Annotated in this window: 17 protein-coding genes and 1 pseudogene; 10 read left to right on the forward strand and 8 right to left on the reverse strand. The window is 59.1% G+C overall.

Features of this window, described 5'->3' with window-relative positions; translation table 11 throughout:
• Nucleotides 1-125: 125 nt before the first annotated feature.
• Entirely contained in the window at nucleotides 126-983 is an 858-nt protein-coding gene (locus ACSOSP_RS34210) for an oxidoreductase (RefSeq protein WP_455315078.1), read from the forward strand.
• Between the two features lie 405 nt (nucleotides 984-1,388).
• On the opposite strand, the gene ACSOSP_RS34215 is transcribed toward ACSOSP_RS34210, so the two are convergent.
• Nucleotides 1,389-2,531, reverse strand: coding sequence for a sterol desaturase family protein (locus ACSOSP_RS34215; protein ID WP_455315079.1), 1,143 nt, complete (start codon nucleotides 2,529-2,531; stop codon nucleotides 1,389-1,391).
• A 462-nt stretch (nucleotides 2,532-2,993) separates the two neighbouring features.
• Nucleotides 2,994-3,800, reverse strand: coding sequence for an alpha/beta hydrolase family protein (locus ACSOSP_RS34220; RefSeq protein ID WP_455315080.1), 807 nt, complete (start codon nucleotides 3,798-3,800; stop codon nucleotides 2,994-2,996).
• 468 nt (nucleotides 3,801-4,268) lie between these two features.
• Here ACSOSP_RS34220 and ACSOSP_RS34225 point away from each other — a divergent pair, with 468 nt between their 5' ends.
• Together ACSOSP_RS34225 and ACSOSP_RS34230 are read left to right on the forward strand one after the other, a co-directional pair.
• Entirely contained in the window at nucleotides 4,269-4,694 is a 426-nt protein-coding gene (locus ACSOSP_RS34225) for a hypothetical protein (RefSeq protein ID WP_455315081.1), read from the forward strand.
• Between the two features lie 9 nt (nucleotides 4,695-4,703).
• Nucleotides 4,704-5,063 carry a hypothetical protein gene (locus ACSOSP_RS34230; protein WP_455315082.1) on the forward strand — a complete coding sequence of 120 codons (360 nt, stop codon included), beginning with the start codon at nucleotides 4,704-4,706 and terminating at the stop codon, nucleotides 5,061-5,063.
• Between the two features lie 62 nt (nucleotides 5,064-5,125).
• Here ACSOSP_RS34230 and ACSOSP_RS34235 read toward each other — a convergent pair whose 3' ends face one another.
• The 4 genes and pseudogenes from ACSOSP_RS34235 to ACSOSP_RS34250 form a co-directional block, all read right to left on the reverse strand.
• Nucleotides 5,126-5,998, reverse strand: a complete 873-nt coding sequence (locus ACSOSP_RS34235) for a hypothetical protein (protein ID WP_455315413.1) — start codon at nucleotides 5,996-5,998, stop codon at nucleotides 5,126-5,128.
• Between the two features lie 311 nt (nucleotides 5,999-6,309).
• Nucleotides 6,310-7,452: pseudogene (locus ACSOSP_RS34240) on the reverse strand (cysteine desulfurase family protein); the annotation flags it as partial.
• 186 nt (nucleotides 7,453-7,638) lie between these two features.
• Entirely contained in the window at nucleotides 7,639-8,628 is a 990-nt protein-coding gene (locus ACSOSP_RS34245; protein WP_455315083.1) for a PDR/VanB family oxidoreductase, read from the reverse strand.
• An 82-nt stretch (nucleotides 8,629-8,710) separates the two neighbouring features.
• A complete protein-coding gene (locus ACSOSP_RS34250) occupies nucleotides 8,711-10,252 on the reverse strand; it encodes a Rieske 2Fe-2S domain-containing protein (protein WP_455315084.1) in 1,542 nt (513 codons plus the stop codon).
• A 263-nt stretch (nucleotides 10,253-10,515) separates the two neighbouring features.
• Between ACSOSP_RS34250 and ACSOSP_RS34255 the strand changes: the two genes are divergently transcribed.
• Nucleotides 10,516-11,202 carry a GntR family transcriptional regulator gene (locus ACSOSP_RS34255; protein ID WP_455315085.1) on the forward strand — a complete coding sequence of 229 codons (687 nt, stop codon included), beginning with the start codon at nucleotides 10,516-10,518 and terminating at the stop codon, nucleotides 11,200-11,202.
• A gap of 31 nt (nucleotides 11,203-11,233) precedes the next feature.
• Here ACSOSP_RS34255 and ACSOSP_RS34260 read toward each other — a convergent pair whose 3' ends face one another.
• Together ACSOSP_RS34260 and ACSOSP_RS34265 are read right to left on the reverse strand one after the other, a co-directional pair.
• Entirely contained in the window at nucleotides 11,234-12,595 is a 1,362-nt protein-coding gene (locus ACSOSP_RS34260; protein ID WP_455315086.1) for an MFS transporter, read from the reverse strand.
• Between the two features lie 131 nt (nucleotides 12,596-12,726).
• Nucleotides 12,727-13,578, reverse strand: coding sequence for a class II aldolase/adducin family protein (locus tag ACSOSP_RS34265; protein ID WP_455315087.1), 852 nt, complete (start codon nucleotides 13,576-13,578; stop codon nucleotides 12,727-12,729).
• 148 nt (nucleotides 13,579-13,726) lie between these two features.
• Here ACSOSP_RS34265 and ACSOSP_RS34270 point away from each other — a divergent pair, with 148 nt between their 5' ends.
• The 6 genes from ACSOSP_RS34270 (at nucleotide 13,727) to ACSOSP_RS34295 (ending at nucleotide 21,924) form a co-directional block, all read left to right on the forward strand.
• On the forward strand, nucleotides 13,727-14,644 hold the full coding sequence (locus ACSOSP_RS34270; RefSeq protein ID WP_455315088.1) for a LysR substrate-binding domain-containing protein: 918 nt from the start codon (nucleotides 13,727-13,729) through the stop codon (nucleotides 14,642-14,644).
• Nucleotides 14,645-14,694: 50 nt separating this feature from the next.
• Nucleotides 14,695-17,340, forward strand: coding sequence for an aconitate hydratase AcnA (gene acnA / locus ACSOSP_RS34275; protein WP_455315089.1), 2,646 nt, complete (start codon nucleotides 14,695-14,697; stop codon nucleotides 17,338-17,340).
• Nucleotides 17,330-18,223 carry a GntR family transcriptional regulator gene (locus ACSOSP_RS34280; protein ID WP_455315090.1) on the forward strand — a complete coding sequence of 298 codons (894 nt, stop codon included), beginning with the start codon at nucleotides 17,330-17,332 and terminating at the stop codon, nucleotides 18,221-18,223. The genes acnA and ACSOSP_RS34280 overlap by 11 nt, the downstream gene beginning before the upstream one ends.
• Nucleotides 18,224-18,260: 37 nt before the next feature.
• Nucleotides 18,261-18,995 (forward strand): ABC transporter substrate-binding protein, encoded by a 735-nt coding sequence (locus tag ACSOSP_RS34285; RefSeq protein WP_455315091.1) that lies wholly within the window; start codon nucleotides 18,261-18,263, stop codon nucleotides 18,993-18,995.
• Nucleotides 18,996-19,414: 419 nt separating this feature from the next.
• The gene (locus ACSOSP_RS34290; protein WP_455315092.1) at nucleotides 19,415-20,974 is read left to right on the forward strand and encodes an ABC transporter substrate-binding protein; all 1,560 of its coding nucleotides are present in this window, start codon (nucleotides 19,415-19,417) and stop codon (nucleotides 20,972-20,974) included.
• Between the two features lie 8 nt (nucleotides 20,975-20,982).
• Entirely contained in the window at nucleotides 20,983-21,924 is a 942-nt protein-coding gene (locus ACSOSP_RS34295; protein WP_455315093.1) for an ABC transporter permease, read from the forward strand.
• The last annotated feature ends 3 nt before the right edge of the window (nucleotides 21,925-21,927 follow it).

Genomic DNA, 21,927 nt, shown 5'->3' on the forward strand with positions numbered 1-21,927 from the left:
CATCGGAGCGATGAGATGCGGACGAGCAGCCGACCACGCGGTACGCGCCAACATGCGATACTTTTTGTTCCGCTACCCCTGCCGTGTGGTTCAGCTGCCGCGCGGCTCTCGTCAAAAGGAACCCCATGTCATCCGCCCATACTCCCTCGCCTGCACCCGTTTGGTTCATTACCGGCTGTTCCACCGGATTCGGCCGGGAGCTCGCACGTGCGGTCCTTGATAAAGGCTGGCGTGCTGTCGTGACGGCTCGTCAACCTGGCTCCCTGGCAGAATTTGACGAGGGCTACGGTGACCGCGCACTGGTGCTCGAACTCGATGTGACCCGAGCGAGTCAGATCAAACACGCGGTTGAAAAAGCCCTGCAACAATTTGGCCGCATCGACGTGTTGGTCAACAATGCCGGCTATGGCTACCTGAGCGCCATCGAGGAAGGCGACGATCAGGACGTGCGCGCGATGTTCGAGGTCAACTTCTTTGGCGTCGCCGAGACCATCAAGGCCGTGTTACCCGCCATGCGGGAACAGCGCGCCGGGCACATCGTCAACATCACGTCCGTAGGCGGCCTGATCGGCAATCCGGGGAGCGGCTACTATGCCGCCAGCAAGTTCGCGGTGGAAGGCTTGAGCGAAGCGTTGGCCGCCGAGACGGCCGATCTGGGGATCAAGGTTACGGCGGTTGAGCCCGGGCCATTCCGTACCGATTGGGCAGGACGCTCGCTGAAGCAAGCCAAGAAGCCGATCGAGGCTTACGAGGCGGGCGCCGGCAAGCGCCGCGCCGCCATCTCGGCCGGCAGTGGCAAGCAGCCGGGCGACCCGGCACGCGCGGCCCTGGCTATCATCGCGGCGGTGCAGTCGCCAACCCCTCCAGGCCATCTGATCCTGGGCAGCAACGGGCTTGAGCGTGTCAAAACCAAGTTGGAGGCTCTGCGCGCCGAGATCGCCGCATGGGAAGCCACCACCGTGAGCGCTGATTTTCCTGGCTAGGTAGATCCACGCAGTTGCCGGCTCGATTCTGGTTCAACTGGACCACTGGACAACAGTTTTTCTGCTGGTGCTTGCGTGTATCAGCGCGGTAACAAGCCGGTTCGTCACGCTTGCAAAGCCGTTCGCGGCCAGTCCATAGTTTTGCAGAGTCACCTGTCGGTCGATAGACGCAAGGATGTAGCAGTTCGATGATGAACTGCTCACAGTGTGCTGTTCAGTCTTTCATCTTGCACAGTGGCGGCAAGAGCACTGTTGCCGAAAATGCCCCACGACTTGGGCGCCCAACAGTTGGCGCGTGCATTGCAACCACAAGATGCTCATGGGGCCGGGAGCGCCGGCCTATCAATGCAAAGCCGGCGGGACGCAGCTAAGGCATGCGCCTTGGAATCATCGCGAAAGCTGCAGTCAAGCCCTGAACATCAGAAACGCGGCCGCTACGCCAGCAAGGTCGACCAGAATGACCGCGATGACGCTCACACGGCCTTGCAAGTACGCGCCCAAAGCCCAAAGTCCGGCGACGATAACAGCGGTCAACCCCAGCTCCGTCGAATATGAAAGCTCTTCCGCGTACCAAAGATAACCCGCGGTTGCTCCCATCATCAGCGTAAATTGCACGACGGCAAATATCGCAGCGCTGCTGCCAACGGGCTCTCCGTACAACTGCTTGGCCGCGTCCAGATCGAACGCTGGCGCAGCAAGTCCTGCCTGAAGATCCTTGCCAGAGTCGGATGGTCGCCAGCCTGGAGGTTTGAGCCAGATGCGCCACTTGTCTGCCCACGACTTCGCTTGACGCGTTGCCTGCACAAGCGCCCAGTACTCCGCAAGGATTGCCCAGCCAGCATCCCAACTTCGCAGGGGTGTCCTCGTTCCATAGACACAAGGCTCCTCTTCCTGCGCGAAAGTCCCGAACATCCTGTCCCAGATCACAAACATGCCGCCGTAGTTCTTGTTGATGTACTGGTCGTTGACCGCATGATGCACACGATGGTTGGAGGGCGACGAAAACACGCGATCGAACCAGCCAAGTTTGCCGACGTGTTCGGTGTGAATCCAGAATTGATACAAGAGAACGATAAGCCCGGCCAGGCCAAACTGTTCCGGCGGCACGCCTATCAACGCAATGGGCAGATAGAAGATCCAGCCAATCAGCGCGACCGTACTTTCCTGCCTCAGGGCCGTCGAGAAATTGAAGTGCTGGCTTTGATGATGGACGACATGCGCAGCCCACATGACAGCACACTCATGCCCGGCGCGATGCAGCCAATAGTCGAAGAAATCGAACAGGACGATGGCGATTAGCCAGCCGTACCAGGTGTCCCAAAACCTGACGTTGGGGGAGGGCGTCAGCGCATTGAACACAACGACATACAGACCAATTTGAAAGAGCTGCGTGACCAGCCCCAGCAACTGGCTGATCAGGCCCTGGCTGAGACTGCTCAGCGCATCGTTCAGTCGATAAGTATTGCGTTGCCTGAACCAGCCGTAAGCAAACTCGGCGCCGATCAGAACAACGAAAACAGGAAGTATGAAAACGATAATCTTGTCCATTCACAATCTCGGCAAAGGGGTCCCGGATAGACGAAGCGCCCAGGTTCACGCCGCCAATGATCCGATGCCGGCATGAACAAGCGGTCGAGCCGGCCGAGTTTGCCGGGACACCAGGACTAGATAGGAAATCTGGCAGACCTGCCTGCCCGGCGAGGCCGCTGCGAATCATCGATAGCCCTCAGCGGCAACTCACGCTGAATGCCGTCGCAACATCTAATGATCGATTGCCAGGAATCGTACAGAATCTACGCAAACACTGCTTGCCAACCGGCAATGTTTCGCGGCGGATACGACCAAAAAAACCGCGTGAATTGTGCGGACGCTTCATTTTTCTTAGCCCAAACTTACACGATTCTTCCATGACACTTACGTGGTTTGGCGTCGTCAATGCGGATTCGTCATACCCCATTCCTCGAATTCGTTTTATCCAGCAGGGCGGCGCCCTCATCGGCCGCTTTGGTCTTATTGCGTCGCAGGAGGCTGATCGTTGTTGAGCCAGCCGTTGATCGCACCGAGCACCTGCAGCTCGATGCCAAGGAAACCATGCGGTGAATGGCCCCCGCAATCAGCCTGCTTGTCGCCTCCGCCGTCCGAAGAATCAACAGCGATAAATTCGAAGTGATTTCGCTCGGCGAGACGCTTGCCGCCATAGAACGACGCTACCGGGCAAGCGTCATGCTGGTTCGAGATGACCAGTACGCGAACCTTCGTGCCGTCTGCATCGAGGCCGGAAACACCGGCTTTGCCGCGTTGTGCGATGGACACCGGTGAAGTCAGCACAAACGCATCGGCGACGCCCGGATCACGCGCAAGGGCGTTGCCCACCGAAACAGTTCCCCGGCTCGTACCGACCAGCGCCACCTTCGACGTTGGAAAGCGCTGCCGCAGTGCCTTGACAACCGCCTCCGTGTCGCTGAACGAGTCCTTGCCAAGACGAAAGCCGTCATCGATCCCGTTGGCATAGTCGGACGGGGTGTCGACCAGCACGGCGGCGTCGCCCTGCTTCACCCAATAGCGAGCCGTGCGAATAAGAAAATTGCCCTTGAGCGTGGCCGGGCCATCGGCGCTCAAATGCAGCGCGCCTTCGTTGCCGCCGAACAGAACAATGACCCACGGCGGATTATCGGTCCGGGTTTCAATATAGATACCCTGCGTGACACCATCGCGGCTCGGCAAGCTCACCAGTTCGCCAGCCGGTCCCGCCGGTTCGCTTGCCCGGGAACCTGCAGCCAGCAGCACAATTCCAACGGCGATCAAGATACGCTTCATGTTCTTTTTCCTTTCCGCTGACCGGCGCGCTCACCGCGCCGTATTTTTGCTTTTGTCCGTGAGAGCCAAAATCCCCGTCGGTATCATACGCGCCGTCGGTGACCAACAGACGCCTCCCCGATGTCAGGATAAGTCCGGCAACTGACTGTCCAAGTGAACATCCTTGGCTGTGCTACTCATTCAGCCAGCCGCGCGGAAGCGCTCAATCGATCCCGGTACGTTCATTCCACTCACCCTGGTGTAGGGATTTCCTGATAGTCAAAACGCTGCTATTCCGAGGGAAGTTTCAGCGTGTCCCGACTTAACGATCTGGTCTCGCAAGGTTACGATTGGTACATGAACCGTAAAACACGGAAAGAGCGTCTGCCGCATTGCTTACCAATACTTTCCGGTGTCATCTGAGCCTTGACGATATTGAAAAGCCAAGGATGCTGGATATTAATCGCGTGCCTGCCAACCAATCCGACAATGAAAACGCTGCGCTTTCTTACCCATCAGGAAATCTTCGACAGAGCCACACTGCACCTCTTCAGCCAGGGTCATGCCGGGCTGCTGCCGCGTGGAGAGCGCACTTACCGCGGGTATTGCGGAGGATGCCCGCTTGGCAGCTTTATCGCCCCGTGCGACTACGTAATGGGCATGGAGGGTATCCCGGTTCTGTTCATCGGCGCATCCGCACTCGCGGTGCCCTCCTACATGAATACGGGCGTCATGGCGCTCAAGCGTGCGCTGCTGCGCTCGCAAATTAACGTGTACAACCCGACGACTATCGAGTTGCTCAGTTACCTGCAGAACGTCCACGATGTCTTCGACAAGCGCGAATGGCGCGATGGACTGGCATCGGTTGCACGCCAGTTCGGCCTTTGCGCCGACCGTCTCGAACACGCCGCTTGAATCACGTCCATGCTAAGCGCAAAAGAAATATATGAACGCGTGAGCGCCCATCTGCTGACCCAGCGCGCCGTTTCCGAAGACGAGAACGGATCGTGCCGGCTGCGCGGCGGCAACGGACGCAAATGCGCAATTGGGTCGCTGATTCACGATGACCTCTACTGCTCCGATATCGAGGGCGTCGGCATCGCATACTACCGGCATGCACTTGACGGCGCGCTTCTGCGAGCGCTGTATGCGTCCAGTGTCGATGTCTATAATGCCCAGATCGTCGAACTGTTGATGGAGCTCGAAGAGCTTCACGACAACGCCCACGTTGACCAGTGGCCGCAACTGCTCGCCGCGCTAGGTCAACGGCACGCGGTGATCTGACGGAAGCAAAGCAATGGCGAGGTTAGGTGAAGCCATGACCCACCTGACGAGCATCCCTGCGGCTACCAGTGCATCCAGTATTCGTCTGGAATCCTGCGGTCCGCTTCGGAAAGATACGGGTTGTCCAGGCGGATAATCTTCCTGCCGGCCAGGTTCGCTCGCGCCAACGGATTCTGGATATACGGATGGGAGTTGAACAACTTCATGTATGAGCCGTTGCGGTACGCCGCGGTGAACCCTTTCTCGATTGTCGCGGCGAGTTCTTTCTGGCCCCGGGCAACATAGAACAGAAAGTCCGATCGATATAGCAGCAACAGCCTGTTCTCGACCACAAGGTCCGGCACTACCTGCTCGCGTGCGTCGAGTTCAGTGAACGCTTCGATAACGCCGCGAGGGAAGTAGTCAACCCGGCCGCCCTGAGTCATTGTGAATAGCGTTTCGTAGGTTGACGTTTGCACGTTCAGCCCGGCGCTTCTCATGATTTCGGTATCGATCCATCCAAGTCCCTGCCCGGCGGTCAGCGCTTTCAAGTCATCCAGGCTGCGGATCCTGTCGAAATCCGGTTGCCGGTCCTTTCTTATGATGAACACCCGATAGCCAATCAGGCCTCGGTGAATCGGAATGTGGACGACGTTCAACCCTTGCTCGGCCTGCGCGTCCATGCTCGTCCAGTGGAGGTTGATCGTGTCATCGTTGGCAAGCTCGGTAAGCGCCCGGCCCCGCTCCATCACAACTTTCGCTTGCCGAATCGTATAGTCGGCATTGGCCGACTTCATCGCGAGATCAAGGACCGCGAGCGCAAAAGCGGCATGCACGTCCCCACCGGGCCGAATTTGCGGGTAAACGATGTCGAAATGCTTCGTCTGCGCGGCACGCGCGTTGAGCGCCGTGCCCGTCGCACTGAAAGCGGCGATTAGGAAGCGCCTGCGATGCATGGATGGATTGCCGGTTGACACTGGGATCATGCAGAGTTTTTGCTAGCCCGATCTCGGGCACATATGCATTGTGTCACACCACGTTTTTTGGTCACCAGATGCGGGCGTATGGCGCTTTCGACCTGCTGATCAAATGGCCGAAAGAACCGGGCAAGCGATTAACCTCTATTGTTCTGACATCGCAGAACGATAGAGGTCTTCAAGATTTCACCGAACGAGATCAATTACTTTGTTTTATTTATCGTGTGAAATTCGCGCGGTTCACGGTGTAGCCGTGGGCTTTGACGATTCAAACGTTAGTGCACCACAAGGCATTGATCCACTACTTGCCGGATACAGGTAATGGCTCTATCCACGTCCTGCTCGGTGGTAAAGCGCCCCAGGCTTATGCGTATTGTCCGTGCCGCCGCTTGCTCATCAAGTCCGATCGCACTCAATACATGCGACGCCGCGCCAGACGCTGAACTACACGCAGACGTGGAAGAGATGGCGAGATCCGCGGCAAGCATGAAGGGGAAAAAACCCGCGCGGTCAACTCTCAAGCTAAGCGTATGCGGAAGATGCACGCCGTCGCGTACGTTTTTCTCAACACCGTCGATCGACAAGACACCGTCGAGCAGTCGCTCGCTGAGTGCGGTGATTCTCGCGGTATCGGCCTCCATTTCCGCCATGGCGATTGCGCATGCCGTGCCCATGCCTACGATCTGATGGGTAGCGAGGGTCCCTGAGCGTAGACCTCGTTCATGCCCGCCCCCGTGCATCTGCGGTGCAAGCCGGGCAGCCGCTTCACGAGCGACGTACAGTGCCCCGATGCCCTTCGGCCCGTAGACTTTGTGAGCCGACATCGACATGAAATCGATACCCAGTGCCTTCACATCGATTGGCGTCTTGCCAAGCGCCTGAGCCGCGTCCACGTGCAACAACGCACCCGCGGCATGAACGATGGGCGCGATCGCCGCGATGTCAGTGATCGTGCCGATTTCGTTATTGACCAGCATGAGCGAGACGATGCCCGTGTCCGGCCTTAGTGCCGCGCGGACGGCAGCGGCCGTGATGGAGCCGCTTTGATCGGGCGCGACATAAGTAACCGGAAAACCACGCTGCTCAAGGCTCGCGGCCGTATCCAGAATAGCCTTGTGTTCCATGCAGCTAGTGACAATATGGGGCACAGTTCCGTTTGCTTCGACAAAGCCCTTAAGCGCGAGGTTGTTCGACTCCGTCGCCCCTGAAGTCCATATGATCTCGTCGGCGCGCGCGCCGATCAACAACGCAACTTGCTCACGCGCTTTCTCTACCAGGCCTCGTGCCTTAATACCTGCAGCGTGAGAGTTGGACGCCGGATTGCCAAAGACGCCGTCTATGCCCAGGCAATCGACCATCGAAGTAATGACACGCGGATCCGCAGGCGTGGTCGCCGCGTAGTCGAAGTAATGGAGGTCGGCGCTCATCGTTATTCAAGTTTTGAAGGAGCGCCAATTTTAAAGTTAAGACCTAAAAATAATTTCCCAAATATTTCATTGATTTTCGCGACTTGTAGAACAAGGTCAGAAAAATAGTCGATACCTTAGATTTTTATTCTATGTGGTGTTCGGTGCGCACATGACCGGTCGTTATGAGCGGCACAGTGCGTGCGCCTCAAGCTAAAGATCAAGCACCAGTTCTCGGCTCGACGCCCGCGATACACAGCAAGTCAGGTACTCCTGCTTTTCGTCGTCGCCGAGAATGCAATCGTTGTGTTCGACCTCGCCCGATAAATACCGCACCTTGCAAGTCCCGCACAATCCGGCCCGGCACGAGGTTTCAATCGCCACGCCCGCCTCCTCCAACGCGTCGGCAATGCTCTGTTCGCCTGACACCGGTATCTGCTGCCCCGTGCTGGCGATCTTCACAATGAACTCGCCCACGGCCGCAGCAACGGTCTCGCTTACTGCTCGCTCAGGAGCCTTGAAATGTTCAAAGTGAACCGTCCCGGAGCTCCAGTGCTCAGTCGCCGCAGCGCACGCTTTCATGAAGCCACCCGGGCCGCAGTAATAGACGTGCACGCCGGGGGCGGTCTCGCTCAACAAGCGCTTTAAATCCAATCCCTTCGATGGGTCCCCGTTATCGAAATGAAATTGCAGCTTGCCGCTTTCTTGCAGCGGCGCAAGTTCGGCCGCGAACGCGGTGCAGCTTTCATCCTTCGCGCAGTAGTGCATCTCATAGTCGACGCCCACTTCTTCCAGCCGATGCGCCATCGCTTTCAACGGCGTCACGCCGATACCACCCGCCAACAGGATGACCTTGCGGGCATCGCCGGCGAGCTCAAAGTTATTGCGCGGATAACTGATGCGCACCTTGTCCTGCACGCGCAATCCGTCGTGCAGCGCTTTCGAGCCGCCCCGTCCCGCTTCGTCGCGCAAGACCGCAATCACATAGCGATGCCGTTCGTTCGGTGAATTGCTTAGCGAGTACTGACGAATCAATCCGCCGTTCAAATGGACATCGATGTGCGCGCCCGCAGTGAATGCGGGCAGCACTTCGCCCGACGGATCGACGAACTCGTATGAGTTGATGCCCCTGCCTTCGAAGCGGATCTGCCGCACCATCAACTCAAGGGTGTGAGCGTCGGATGGTTTATCTGAACCTAACATTGCATTTCCTTGCACGACCCGGCCTGCAGGTCTTTATAAGGGACGAGCAACCCGCGTTGCCCCGCCCCTTGCGATGATCCATTCAACCCTTGACCGACGCCTCGAGCGCATCGAACTCTTCGCGCACAAACGCGGCTCGCTCTTCGCCCTTCATCGTCTCGCTTTCGGTGAGGATCGCGACAATGCGCTTCGTCACATTGCGGCGATTCGCCACCTCCTGTTCTACAGTCTCGCCTTCCGGGATATCGAACACATTGCCCGAGCAATAACTATTCGGCGCGCCCGCATTGGCTCGGAACCATTCGGCGAAGTTATCGGCAGACGCGGCCGGGTTCGTCCCGCGCACCGCATCACGCAGCATCTTGCGGAACAGGAACAAGCCGGCATCGAACTTCGTCGGATTCTCCAGCGCATGCACCGCGATCGGCCGCTGGCTGATGATGGCTTCGTAATCGCCCGGCGCGTACTGGGCGTCCTTGTAGTTCTCGCGTTCGCGATGGTTCGCCGGGATGGGCGGCAAGTCCTCCAGCTTGTATTGGCCGAAGCGCTCTGGACGACGCATGGCGACCTGCCCTTCAAGGAAGTCGATCGACTCGTAGCCGACCAGCGATTTATCGCAGATACCGCGCGTATCGATGCCCGGCCCCATCACTCGCCAGCCGATCATCTTGCTGTTTTCATCGTCGACAGGAACGGTCCAGCGGATGATGTGGAAACGGCTGAACAGCTTCTTCTGCGAACCATCCTCCGACGTATAGGCGTGCAGGCTCAGATTGGGCAGGACCTGATGCTGGACACGCACGAACAGCCTGTCTTTATCGACACGGCGTGCTCCCGCGCAAGCAAGACTGCGGCCTTGCTGTACCGGCACGAAATGCATGTCGGGTGCGACTTCCATGGACTTCGCGCCGACTTCGTCGAACGTCGTGCCCTGGTACTTGCCGTTCACCACGTTCTTGCCGGCGTGAAGCGCGGTCGGATGGTAGTTATCCGCGGCGTTGTCCTGAACTTGCAGCCAGTTGCAATGCTGGAAATTGCTGTAGGCCACGAGCTCATCGCCGGGCGCCACCGTAAAGTCCCCCTCCCATTCCGGGAACGGCGGCTCCTTGTCGGGCGGCCCCATATATGCAAACACCAGGCCGTTGCGCTCAACAGCCTTGTACGCGCCCTGCTGGATCGAGCACGCATATTTCTCGGCTTCCTTTTCTTCGCCGTTCGGAAACGGCACGTGAAGACAGGTGCCGTCCACGTCGAAGACCATGCCGTGGTAGCAGCACTTGATACCGTGCTCCTGGATCGCACCATATTCAAGCGATGCCCCACGATGCACGCAATGCGCGTGCAGCACGCCCACGCGCCCGCTGCCGTCGCGAAACGCGACTAGCTCTTCGCACAGGATCTTCAGGAAGCGCGGGGTATCGGTGAGTTCGATCGACATGCACACCGGATGCCAGAACGCCCGCATGTATTCACCCATCGGCGTGCCGGGGCCGGTTTCGGTCAACTCCGGATCGTGTCCCGGAACCTTGTTGGTGTAATAACCGCCGAAGGGCACGAGCTTCTTCTGCACCGCACCACCACCTGCGCTTTTCTGACTTTCCGCTTTGTCTGACTTGATATTCATGGGGATCCTCTGCTGGGTTTATCCATCGTGCCGAGCCGGATTGCCGTCCTGTCATCCGGCTCGCTTGTCTTCATTCTTTAGATTCTGAACTCCGAACTCTGTATACAAAGATACGATCCGGAGTGCCGCCCTGTCTCTACAGGTAAACGCTTGGTGCCCGCTTTCCACGCTACCCGTCAATCCGTTTGACGCTGTCCGGCGCAAGCCTGTAATCTGTCTAACTCAGCTGTTGAACTCAGTATCCAAACTTATCGAGAGCCATCATGGTCGCTAAACTTCTGAAGCTTCAGGCACGTACCGACTATGTCGATGAAGTCTACAAAGTGCTGCTCGACGCCATCAGCGAAGGCTCGCTTGCACCGGGAACCCGCATCACGCAAGAAGAAATTGCCGACCAGCTTGCCGTGTCCCGCTCACCCGTCTTGCAGGCGCTGCGACTGCTCAAGAAGGACGGACTCGTGCAGGACGCGCCGGGGCGCGGACTTCTTGTCACCCCGCTCGATCCCACCTGGATCGCCCATCTGTACGAGATCCGCGGTGCGCTCGATTCCCTCGCCGCGAGTCTTGCGGCGCAACGCGGCGCGAAGCTCGATAAAGCGCTGATCACGCAGGGCCGCCGTGCGTCGAAGGGTGACGACGTCAAAGCCATGATCGATACAGACTGGGCTTTCCATTCCGCCATTTATGTTGCATCGGGTAATCCGTTGATTGCGGAAACCGCGCATCTTCACTGGGTTCATCTGCGCCGTGTGATGGGCGCTGTGCTGCAATCGTCGGTTCAACGCAAATCGATCTGGGACGAACACGCGGCAATTGCCGACGCTATCGCCGCAGGCGACGCACGCCGTGCCGCGGAACTCACCGATCTTCACACCAGCCGCGCCCGCGAGAACCTGGTGCGGCGGCTGGGTGAAGTGCTGGGTGAAGAAGTCGAAGACGCGGCGCATTAAGTGCATTGAACGCATCAGGCTAGGATCTTTTTCAAGCACGCGTCTGCACGCCGCCTTCCATCACCCGCTCAGCGTCTTTCGCCGCTTCGCGCTTGCGGCTGTTGACAAGTTTCGCCGGCACTGTGAACACGAGCACACTGCCAATGATCAGGCTCACTGCTAGCCCGAGCACGCCGTTTCCTGTCGATCCTGTCGCGGTCTGGATCAATCCGATCACATAGGGGCTGACCACGCCCGAGATGCTGCCGACCGAGTTCGCAACGGCCAGCCCGGCCGCTGCGGCCGCACCGCCGAGAATGGCCGGGGGTAATACCCAGAACTGCGAGATCGTGGTCATCACGCCCATCGTGCCGAGGGTCAGCGCAATCATTGCAATCGGCGTGGAATGCGCATACGAAACGCTGAAGTACAACCCCACTGCACCGGCAATGCCCGGCAACGCGAGATGCCAGCGCCGCTCTCCGCTTGCGTCCGAACTGTGGCTGACGAGCACCATGGTCACGGCCGCCGCGGCATAGGGAATCGCGCTCAGCAAACCAATGTCCAGCGGATCGGATACACCGCTCGCCTTGATCAGCGTCGGCAGCCAGAAACTCACGCCATAGAGGCCCATCGTAAAGAAGAAATAAATCAGGCTGAGCAGCAGGATCTTCGGATGCAGCAGGCCGTCCCTCACGGAATGCAGCACATGCGCCGAACGCTCCTCGACCAACGCGCTTTCGAGGAAAGCTCGCTGTGGCGCGGAGAGCCATTTGGCGTCGCTGACTTTGTCGTCGAGATAGACCAGCGCGATCAGTCCGAGGATTGCTGTCGGAATGCCTTCGAGCACGAACAACCATTGCCATCCCGCCAGCCCATGCGCGCCGCCCATGTGGTTCATGATCCAGCCCGACAGCGGCCCACCGATCACGCCCGACATCGGAATGCCCGTCATGAACAGCGCCGTCACCTTGCTGCGCCGCGACGAAGGGAACCAGTAGGTGAGATAGAACAGGATTGCAGGGATGAAACCCGCTTCCGCCACGCCGAGCAGGAAACGCATGATGTAGAAGCTGGTTGGCGTGGTGACGAACATCATGCCGGCGGAGATGATGCCCCACGTGATCATGATCCGCGCGATCCAGCGGCGGGCGCCCACTTTCAACAACAGCAAGTTGCTGGGCACTTCGAACAACAGGTAGCCGACGAAGAACACGCCTGCGCCGGCGCCATATACGGCATCGCTGAAATTGAGGTCCTTGAGCATTTGCAGCTTCGCAAACGCCACATTGATGCGGTCCAGATACGCGCACAAATAACATAGGAACAGGAACGGCAATAGTCGCCACGTGATCCTGGAAAACGTGGACGCTTCGTCGCGTTTGCTCAATGAGGCCGGACTGGCGGGATGCATGTATTGTCTCCTGGGATCGGATGAAAGCGGGACGTCAGCCCTTTCTTGACGGTGGCTGTATCGTCCCTGCATGGAGCGAAATGCGTGCTGCGCGAACAGCGTTCAACGCATGGCGTGATCAGTCGAACCGATCAGTCGAACATGTCGGGCTGCCGGGCGACAAGGTCGTTCCAGATCGTCTGGAAATGCAGCCAGCCGATGTATTCGCTCCCCACATGCTCGCGGCTATAGCGGGCCCGCTCCGGCGTGACGAGCTTCGGCGCAATGCCGGTTGCATCGATCAGCAATTGCTGCTGGCAGCACCGTTCCAGCGCGATAAACCAGAATGCGGCGGACTCTATGCTGTGACGGCTCGCAGTGAGCAAACCATGATTCTGGTGAATCGCGGCTTTCACGCCCGTGAACGCATGCGCGACTTTATGGCCCGCCTTGACTTCAACGGCGACCTGTCCGGCTTCATCGCCGATCACTACATGGTCTTCGAAAAATGCAGCGGCATCCTGCGTAATCGGCTCAAGCTTTTTGCCAAGCGCGGCGAACGCCGTGCCGTATACCGTGTGCGCATGGCACATCGCCACAATGTCCTGATGCATTTCGTGAACGGCTGCATGCAACACAAAACCCGCCCGATTGATCGCATGATTGCCTTCGACCACACGGCCCTCGTGATCCGCGCAAATCAGGTTCGACACCTTCACTTGCGAGAAATGAATCGCCATTGGATTCGTCCAGTACAAGCCGGGATTTTCCGGATCGCGCACGGTCAGGTGACCGGCGAAACCGTAGTCGAAACCCTGTTGCGCGAACGCCCTGCACGCTCCGACCAGGCGTTCCTTCAAGTGCTGCCGTTGCGCTGCGGGATTCGCGAATGTCGGTAATTCGGGGAAGATCAGCCCTTCCTGCTCCGGCTGATAAATCGATACCTTGCCGTCCTTCACCAGCTTTTCGGGGACACCAGGACGCGCTTCCATGACAGCCACCATTTGCTTTTCTCCTGTAGAACCAGCGGGATTGTTTTCAGGGCTTAATGGTCATCCACGCGACCCTCATTGACAAACGATGACTGTTCATAGAAAGATGAACAGGATTCATGCATCGACGAAAAACATTCAAAACGGAGACGGCACGCGCATGCGGCGAATACCGAATTTCGTGCTGCTGCGTGCTTTCGAAGCCGCTGCGCGACTTGAAAGCTTCACGCTGGCGGCGGAGGAATTGCATCTGTCGCAATCCGCGATCAGTCACCAGGTCAAGGAACTGGAAGCCTATTTCGGCTTGCCTTTATTTCATCGACGCAACCGGCGCGTTGAAACCACGGCCGAAGGCAGAAGGCTTTTCGACAGCCTCGGGCGCGTATTCGACGTGATCGAGGCCGCGTGCAGCGAAGTGGCGTTGTCGCCCCAGGCCCAGGTGCTGGCTGTTCATTGCGCACCGAGTCTTGCGGTGAAATGGCTGGGTCCGCGCCTGCCGAAATTCATGCAGGCACATCCCGACATTACGATCCGGCTTTCATCGGGCGCGGAGCCGATCGACCTGACGCGTTTGCATGAAGTCGATATCGCCATCTCTTACGGCATGGCGGTCGAGCGTCCCGGTCTGCATGTGTATCCGCTAGGCGCGGAGCGCATCGTGCCCATGTGCTCGCCCGGCATGTTGCGTGAAGGGATAGCGCTTGAGCAGCAGATCGCCGGGTTCACGCTGATCGATTCGCAACTCAGCCGCGTGACATGGCGAGACTGGTTCACGCTCAATGGACTGGAGTTTCCGAACAAACCTCGTCCTTCGTTTGATCGCGGTGCGCTGGCCATATCCGCCGCGGTCGACGGCATGGGTATCGCGCTGGAAACCACGCGTCTCGCCGAACGCGAATTCGCCCGCGGCGAACTGGTCGAGTTCGGTGAAGGTCACTTCAAACCCTTCATGCGCGAGACGCACTTCCTGTCTTACCGGACGAATGAACGCAATCTCGAGAAGGTGAAGCTGTTCAGGCTCTGGCTCGCCGATATCGCAGGAATGACCGCTCATTGGGAAGCCGATACTGCGTTATAAGCCAAAATCCCACATTGCATTTTTACTTATAAAAATGCAATATTCGGTAGATGGAAAATTCACGTGATTTCAATTCCGAGGCACGGCTAACGGCTGGCGATGCGTCCGTTCGTTTTGTCGACTTGCCGGGCATCTTCGGTGAAACGCTTTACCGTCTGCCTGTCGTACTTCGCCTGCTGCTCGAGAACGTGATTCGAAATACGCATGGCGATGAGCGCCGGCTTGCGGTCGAAGGCATCGTCGAATGGCTGGAACGTGGCACGAGCGAAATCGAAATCGCTTTCCAGCCTGACCGCGTGCTGATGCACGACACGACCAGTACGCCGGCGCTGGTCGATATCGCCGCCATGCGCGACGCGCTGGCCGAAGCCGGGGCGGACCCGGGCGCACTCAACCCCGTCTTGCCAGTCGACGCGTCGGTCGATCACTCCCTGGCAGTCGAGTATTTCGCCCGGCCAGACGCCGCGCCGATGAACCTGCAACAGGAACTTCGCCGCAACGCGGAGCGCTACCGCTTCCTGCGCTGGGCCTCGCGTGCGTTGACCGGCGTGCGCATTCATCCGCCCGGCACCGGCATCATGCACACCATTAACCTCGAGCAACTGGCGACCGTCGTATCGGTCCGGGAACGCGATGGCGAACGCTGGGCTGCACCAGACACGCTGATTGGCACGGACAGCCACACGCCTATGATTAACGGCATTGGCGTGCTGGGTTGGGGCGTGGGTGGCCTGGAAGCGCAGACCGTGATGTTCGGCATGCCTGTCATGCAGCGTATCCCTGACGTGGTCGGTGTGCGCCTGACGGGTGCGCTCAAGCCTGGGACACTCGCCACGGACCTGGCATTGACGGTGACGCAACGGCTGAGGGAGATCGGTGTTGCCGGTGAATTCGTCGAGTTCTTTGGTCCGGGCGTTACCACGTTGACTGCCGGCGAACGCGCGGTCGTGGCGAACATGGCGCCGGAATACGGCGCCACTACGGGCTTCTTCCCCGTCGATCACACCACGCTCGACTACTTGCGCGCGACCAACCGCAACGTGGCTGCGATTACGTTAGTCGAAGTGTTCACCAAGCGCGCGGGCCTCTGGTTCGATCCTTGCGCCGAACCGGTTTTCACGCGCACCATCGAGATCGACCTGAGCTCGATCGGCATGCATGTCGCCGGTCCGCGGCGCCCTCAGGACCTGCTGGATTACTCGGCTACATCAGCGGCACTCGATACGTTAGAGTTCACGCCACAAGCCACTGTGTCCGGCATGCCGAAGCATCCTGTCGCTATCGCTGCCATCACGAGTTGCACGAACACATCGGACCCGGCGTTGCTTATCGCCGCCGGGCTCGTGGCCCGCAAGGCGCGCAAGCTGGGCTTAAAGGTACCAAGCTGGATCAAGACCTCGCTTGGACCCGGCTCGCCCGCAGCGGCGTTGTACCTGGAACGCGCCGGGCTGATCGACGATCTGTCGGCGCTAGGTTTCGATATCGTGGGTTATGGCTGCACCACGTGCATCGGCAACTCCGGCCAGCTCACCGAACCCATCAAAGCCGCATTGGCAGCGAAGGCGATCTATCCCGTCGCGATGTTGTCCGGGAACCGGAATTTCCCCGGCCGCATTCATCCGGACCTTGATCTTGGCTTCATCATGTCGCCGCCGCTGGTGGTCGCATTTGCGCTGTCAGGCGATGCGCAAGCCGACCTTCACTGTTCCCCCGTGCAGATTGCGCCGGACGGCACACCGGTCTTCCTGAGCGATCTATGGCCCACGCGAGAAGAAGTCGCCACGATGCTTGAACAGGCGGTGGACCCGGCCGACTATCCGCGTGCGTTCGCCATCGCCAGTGAGAACCCCGCGTGGCATGGCATCGATGCCCCCGCCACCGCACAGTTCCCGTGGAACCCTCAATCGAACGCGCTAAGGCGTCCGCCCTTCGCTGCCGTGACCGAAGGCACGCAGTTGGGAACGTACAGCGCGTACCCATTGCTCGTCCTTGGCGATGACATCACGACCGACCATATCTCACCCGCCAGCGCCATTCCGAAGGACAGCTTCGTCGCAGACTTTCTCGTCGCCCGGGGTGATGACCGCGATGACCTGAATGTGTTCGCATCGCGTCGCGGCAACTGGGAGGTCATGATCCGCGCGGCGTTCCATAACAAGTCGCTGGTCAACCTCCTGCAACCCGGCGTGCCGGTCGCTCATACGCTGCACGTCCCGAGCGGCGACATCTTGCCGATTCACGAAGTGGCTGCGCAGTATCACGCGAATGGCGATGCTGTCGTGCTCATCGCGGGCGAACGGTATGGCACCGGTTCTTCCCGCGACTGGGCAGCAAAGGGCCAGCGCCTGCTTGGAATTCGCGCGGTGCTGGCAGCAAGCTTTGAACGGATTCACCGCTCGAACCTGATCGGCATGGGCATCTTGCCACTTCGATGGCCGGTTGGCGTCAGCCCCGACACGCTTGCGATCCAGCCCGGTGATAAGGTGGAAGTGATCGCGCCACCCGATACGCTCGCACCGCGTTGCAGGATCGATGTAAAGATCGTACGGACGGATGCAAGCGTCGAATCATACGAGCTGACGGCAGCTGTTGAAACGCAACTGGAAGTCGCGTTGCTGCGCTGTGGCGGCGTCATTCCGCTTATTCTGCAAAAGACCCTGGCCGATCAAGGCAAGAAAGAAACGCATGAACGATAGATCGATAGCCGCCCAAATCGTCGAGTGGATCAGGACCGAAGAGATGGAAGTCGGTAGTCATCTGCCCGCTCAAAAGATAGCCGACCATCTTCGGCTATCCCGCTCACCGGTCAACGAAGCCCTCTCGCTGCTGCACGAAAAGGGCGTGCTGAGCCGCGAGCGCAACCGCGGTTTTTTCGTGGCCGATCCTTCGATTGAGTTGTTCACGGATGCTGTGGACTCGGTAGGCGTGAGCGGCCCGGACGCAGTCACGAGCGCGTATTTCCGCATCGCAGAAGATCGGCTCAAAAGCGCGTTGCCCGACGATGTGTCCGAGCAAATGCTGAAGACTCGCTATGGACTCACGGCGACGCAACTCTCAGCCGTTCTGGCGCGCATAGCGCAGGAAGGCTGGGCCGAGCGCAAACCTGGCTACGGGTGGCAATTCTCGGCGATGCTGACGACGCCCGACAGCCTGATGAAATCGTATCGCCTGCGTCTGGCGCTTGAACCGGCGGCGCTTCTTGAACCGGGTTACCGGCTGGAACCCAAGGTGATCGAGCGCTGCCGTGCAGCGGAACGGCATTTGCTCGATGGCGGCATCGAAACAGATACGGCAGACCAGTTGCACGAGCGCGGCGTGCGTTTTCACGAGTCACTGGTCGAGGGCTCCGGCAACGCGTTTTTCATCGATACGATCAAGCGCGTGAACCGCGTTCGCCGCCTGCTTTCCTACAGATCGATGCAGGACCGCAAACGGTACAAGAAACATTGCAAGCAGCATCTGCATATTCTGGCGCTGCTTGAGAAGGAACGTAACGAAGAAGCTTCCGAGGCGCTGCGCGAACATCTTCAACATACGCTCGACGCACTCTCGCGCATCGGCAACATTCTCAAACCCTAGGTTCGGTCTGCGCCGGCCTTCCATTGCTCAATACGCCATGACAACCGACTCTGCCGTGCTCTCCGCTTTCGCGCCCTCGGGCACGCTGCGCGCGTCCATCAACCTGGGCAATCCGATTCTCGCCAACAAGGACGCCGTTACCGGTGAACCGTTCGGCGTTTCTATCGACCTCGCAAGGGAACTTGGCAAGCGGCTCGGCCTGCCAGTCGATCTAGTGGTCTTCGATACCGCCGGAAAATCCGTTGAAGCGGTCGGCGACGAACGCGCGGATATCGGCTTCTTCGCAATCGATCCGGCGCGCGGAGCGAGCATCGCGTTCACTGCACCGTATGTGCTGATCGAAGGTTTTTATATGGTCCGCAACGATTCTCCAATCCGGAGCAACAGCGAGGTCGATCATGCGGATATGCGCGTCGCGGTCGGTAAAGGCAGCGCTTATGACCTGTTTCTATCGCGGGAACTCAAGCACGCACAGATCGTTCGCGCGCCTTCATCTCCTGCCGTGGTGCAGACGTTTCTCGAACAGGGGCTCGAAGTCGCCGCAGGTGTAAAACAACAGCTCGAAAAAGATGCCGCGAACACCACAGGGCTTCGATTGCTCGGCGAGCGCTTCATGGTGATTCAGCAAGCAATGGGATTGCCGAAGAGCCGTGGGAATGCGGCGGCTGAGTATTTTCGAGGCTTCGTGGAAGAGATGAAAGCGTCGGGCTTCGTTGCGGACTCGTTGCAGCGGCACAAGATTGGCGGGGCATCGGTAGCGCCCGCGGCCTGATCACTTGGATGCGAGTGCATCAGTGACCGCATAGGCATCGACAACGCGATAAGTCCTCTTTTTACGGACTATCGCGGTTTCAGGTGACGGTTAAAAATTGGCTAAATCATTTCATTTCGATTTCCTAACTTTCTATTCAACACCCGTCCCGACCGCGCAGCCATCTTTCCCAAAACACAAGCCACATCAATAAGCAGCTGTCTAGTGCTGTTTTCCCAGGTGATCCGAATATCGGCCTCCGATCGGCAGGACTGCTCTTCCCAACGCCAATATGAGCTTCTACGATCGCTTCCTATCCATTCATCGCATGGTTGATCGTTGTGCAATCCCCCTCCCGAAGGACGTTTGATGGCATTTCTCGTATCTCCGCCCTTCGCCGGCTTGCCGCGTCCAGCGTGGAAAACCGCTGGGTTCCGGCCATGAACCGCGCAGCAATGATGGGAGCGCTGGCAATCGCGGCGGTCTTGCCCGCCAGCGGATGGGCACAGCCAAGCGCCGCCGCCACGGCGTTGCCTGAAATCCGTTTTGCCATCAACACCGACACGACAACGTCCATGCCGGGCAACGTGTTACGCAACACGTCTACAGACGAGATCCTCGCTAACGTGGCCGAGTCGCTGGTGGCGCTCAAGAGCGACTTGTCGGTCGCGCCCATGCTCGCAGACAGTTGGGACATCTCTCCAGACGGCAAGCAATATACATTTCACTTGCGTCACGGCGTGCTGTTCCACAACGGCACGCCCTTCACCTCCGCCGATGTCAAATGGAGCTATGACTACTTCATGAAGCCGCAGTCCGGCTACGTCTGCCGCGGCAACTATGACGGACACCGGGGTCCGAAGGTGCTTGCCGTGACCACACCCGATCCCCATACCGTGGTGTTCGAACTGGACCGCGCGTCCGCACTTTTTCTCACGCACATGACGGAGCCGCGCTGCCCGCTCGCCATCCTGAGTCCTGCAAGCCTCGACAAGAACGGCGCGTGGCTGAAGCCGGTGGCAACGGGCCCGTTCGTATTCAGCGAATGGAAACAAGGGCAATACGTGCTGCTGAAACCCTTCGCTCAATACCAGTCACGCACCGAGCCGCCGAGCGGGCTGGCCGGCGCCAAGCACCCGCAAGCGAACGTGCGCTTCGTCGCCATTCCTGACGAAGCGGCGCAGGTCTCCGCGCTGATGTCCGGTCAGATCGACGAGATGAACATATCGGAGAACAACCTGCCGCCTGCCGATCCTCACTGGCATGTAATAGCAGGACCCGGGGCCGATCCCGCCGCCGTGCTGATCCAAACGCATGACCCCGTTCTCGCCGACGTTCGCATTCGGCGCGCGATCGCGCTTGCGGTGGATCTGCCGGGCGTGGTGAACGCGGTCAGCGGCGGCCTGGCGCGCTACAACTCATCGCTGACACCGGATGCCGAGGCGTTCTATACCGCCGGCGACGCAGTGGGATACAAGCAGGACCTGCCCGAGGTCAAGCGTCTGCTCGCGGCTGCCGGTTATGCCGGCCAGCCCCTGACGCTCGAAACCAACCGCCGTTATCCGCACATGTACTCGGCCGCGGTGTACATGCAATCGCTGCTTTCGCAGGCGGGCATCAACGTGAAACTGCAGGTGGTCGAATGGGGCACGCAGGTGAACGACTACCGCTCGGGACATTTCCAGCTGATGTCGTTTGGTTATTCAACGCGCATCGAACCTGCGTTGATGTATGGCGACGTACTCGGTGACAAGTCCAAAAATCCCATGGTGCAGTGGGAGAACCCCAAGGCGCGCGCGCTGCTGCGCAGCATCGACGGCGTGACCGACCCCGCCGCCCGCAAGCGCGTCTTCGAACAGTTGCACCAGATGATGATGGACGACGTGCCCATGATCGTGCTGTACGACTCACCCGACCTGACGCTCGTGCTTAACCGGTTGCAGGGCGTGACGGCCTGGCCCCTGCGCCTGAAGCGTTTTTCCAACGTGACGAAGAACTAGGCCAGCCGATGCTCAGCTACATCATCAAGCGTATTTCGATGGCGGTCCCCACGGTCTTCATCGTGACCCTGCTCGTGTTCGGCATGATCCGCGCCATTCCCGGCGACCCGGCGTCACTCATGCTCGGCGACCTCAACGACCCGGCGCTGCTGCAGCAGATGCGCCACTCGTTTGGTCTCGATCAATCGATCCCCGCGCAATTCGCGATCTGGGTATCGCATCTGCTCTCGGGCGACTTCGGCATGTCGATCGTGCGGCATCAACCCGTGCTGGAACTGATCCGCGAGACCTTTCCCGTGACCGCCGAGATCGTGCTGGCGGCAACTTTCCTTGCGTGCCTGATCGCCATTCCGGCCGGCTTGTTCGCGGCCTGGATGCAAAACCGGCGCGGCGATCTCGCGGTCGTAACAGGCAGCATCATGCTGGTCTCCATACCGAGTTTCTGGGTCGGCATCCTGCTCATCTGGTTGTTCGGCGTGAAGTTGCATCTGCTGCCCACCTTCGGCTACCAGCCGTTTTCGCAAGCAGGCTGGGGATCGTTCAAATACCTCGTGCTGCCGGTGATAGCGGTCACGCTGGGAGAGATCGCGGTCGTGACACGCATGATGCGGGCGAGCAGCATCGAAGTCCTGCGGCTGGAATATATCGCTCATGCACGCGCCAAAGGTTTGTCGGAACGGCGCGTGCTGCTGCGCCATACGCTGCCCAATGCGTTCGGTCCCACGCTTACCGTGATCGGTCTCGTGCTTGGTCACCTCCTCGCGGGAGGCGCTGTGATCGAGACCGTATTCACGCTGCCAGGCATGGGCCGCCTGCTCGTGGAAAGCATCTATTCGCGCGATTACCCCGTCGTGCAGGGATGCCTTCTCGTGATCGCGCTGCTGTATGTGCTGACCAATCTGGTTGTCGACCTGCTGTACCCGATCTTCGATCCACGCCTTAAGCTCTGACTC

This window comes from Caballeronia sp. KNU42 (assembly GCF_053760385.1).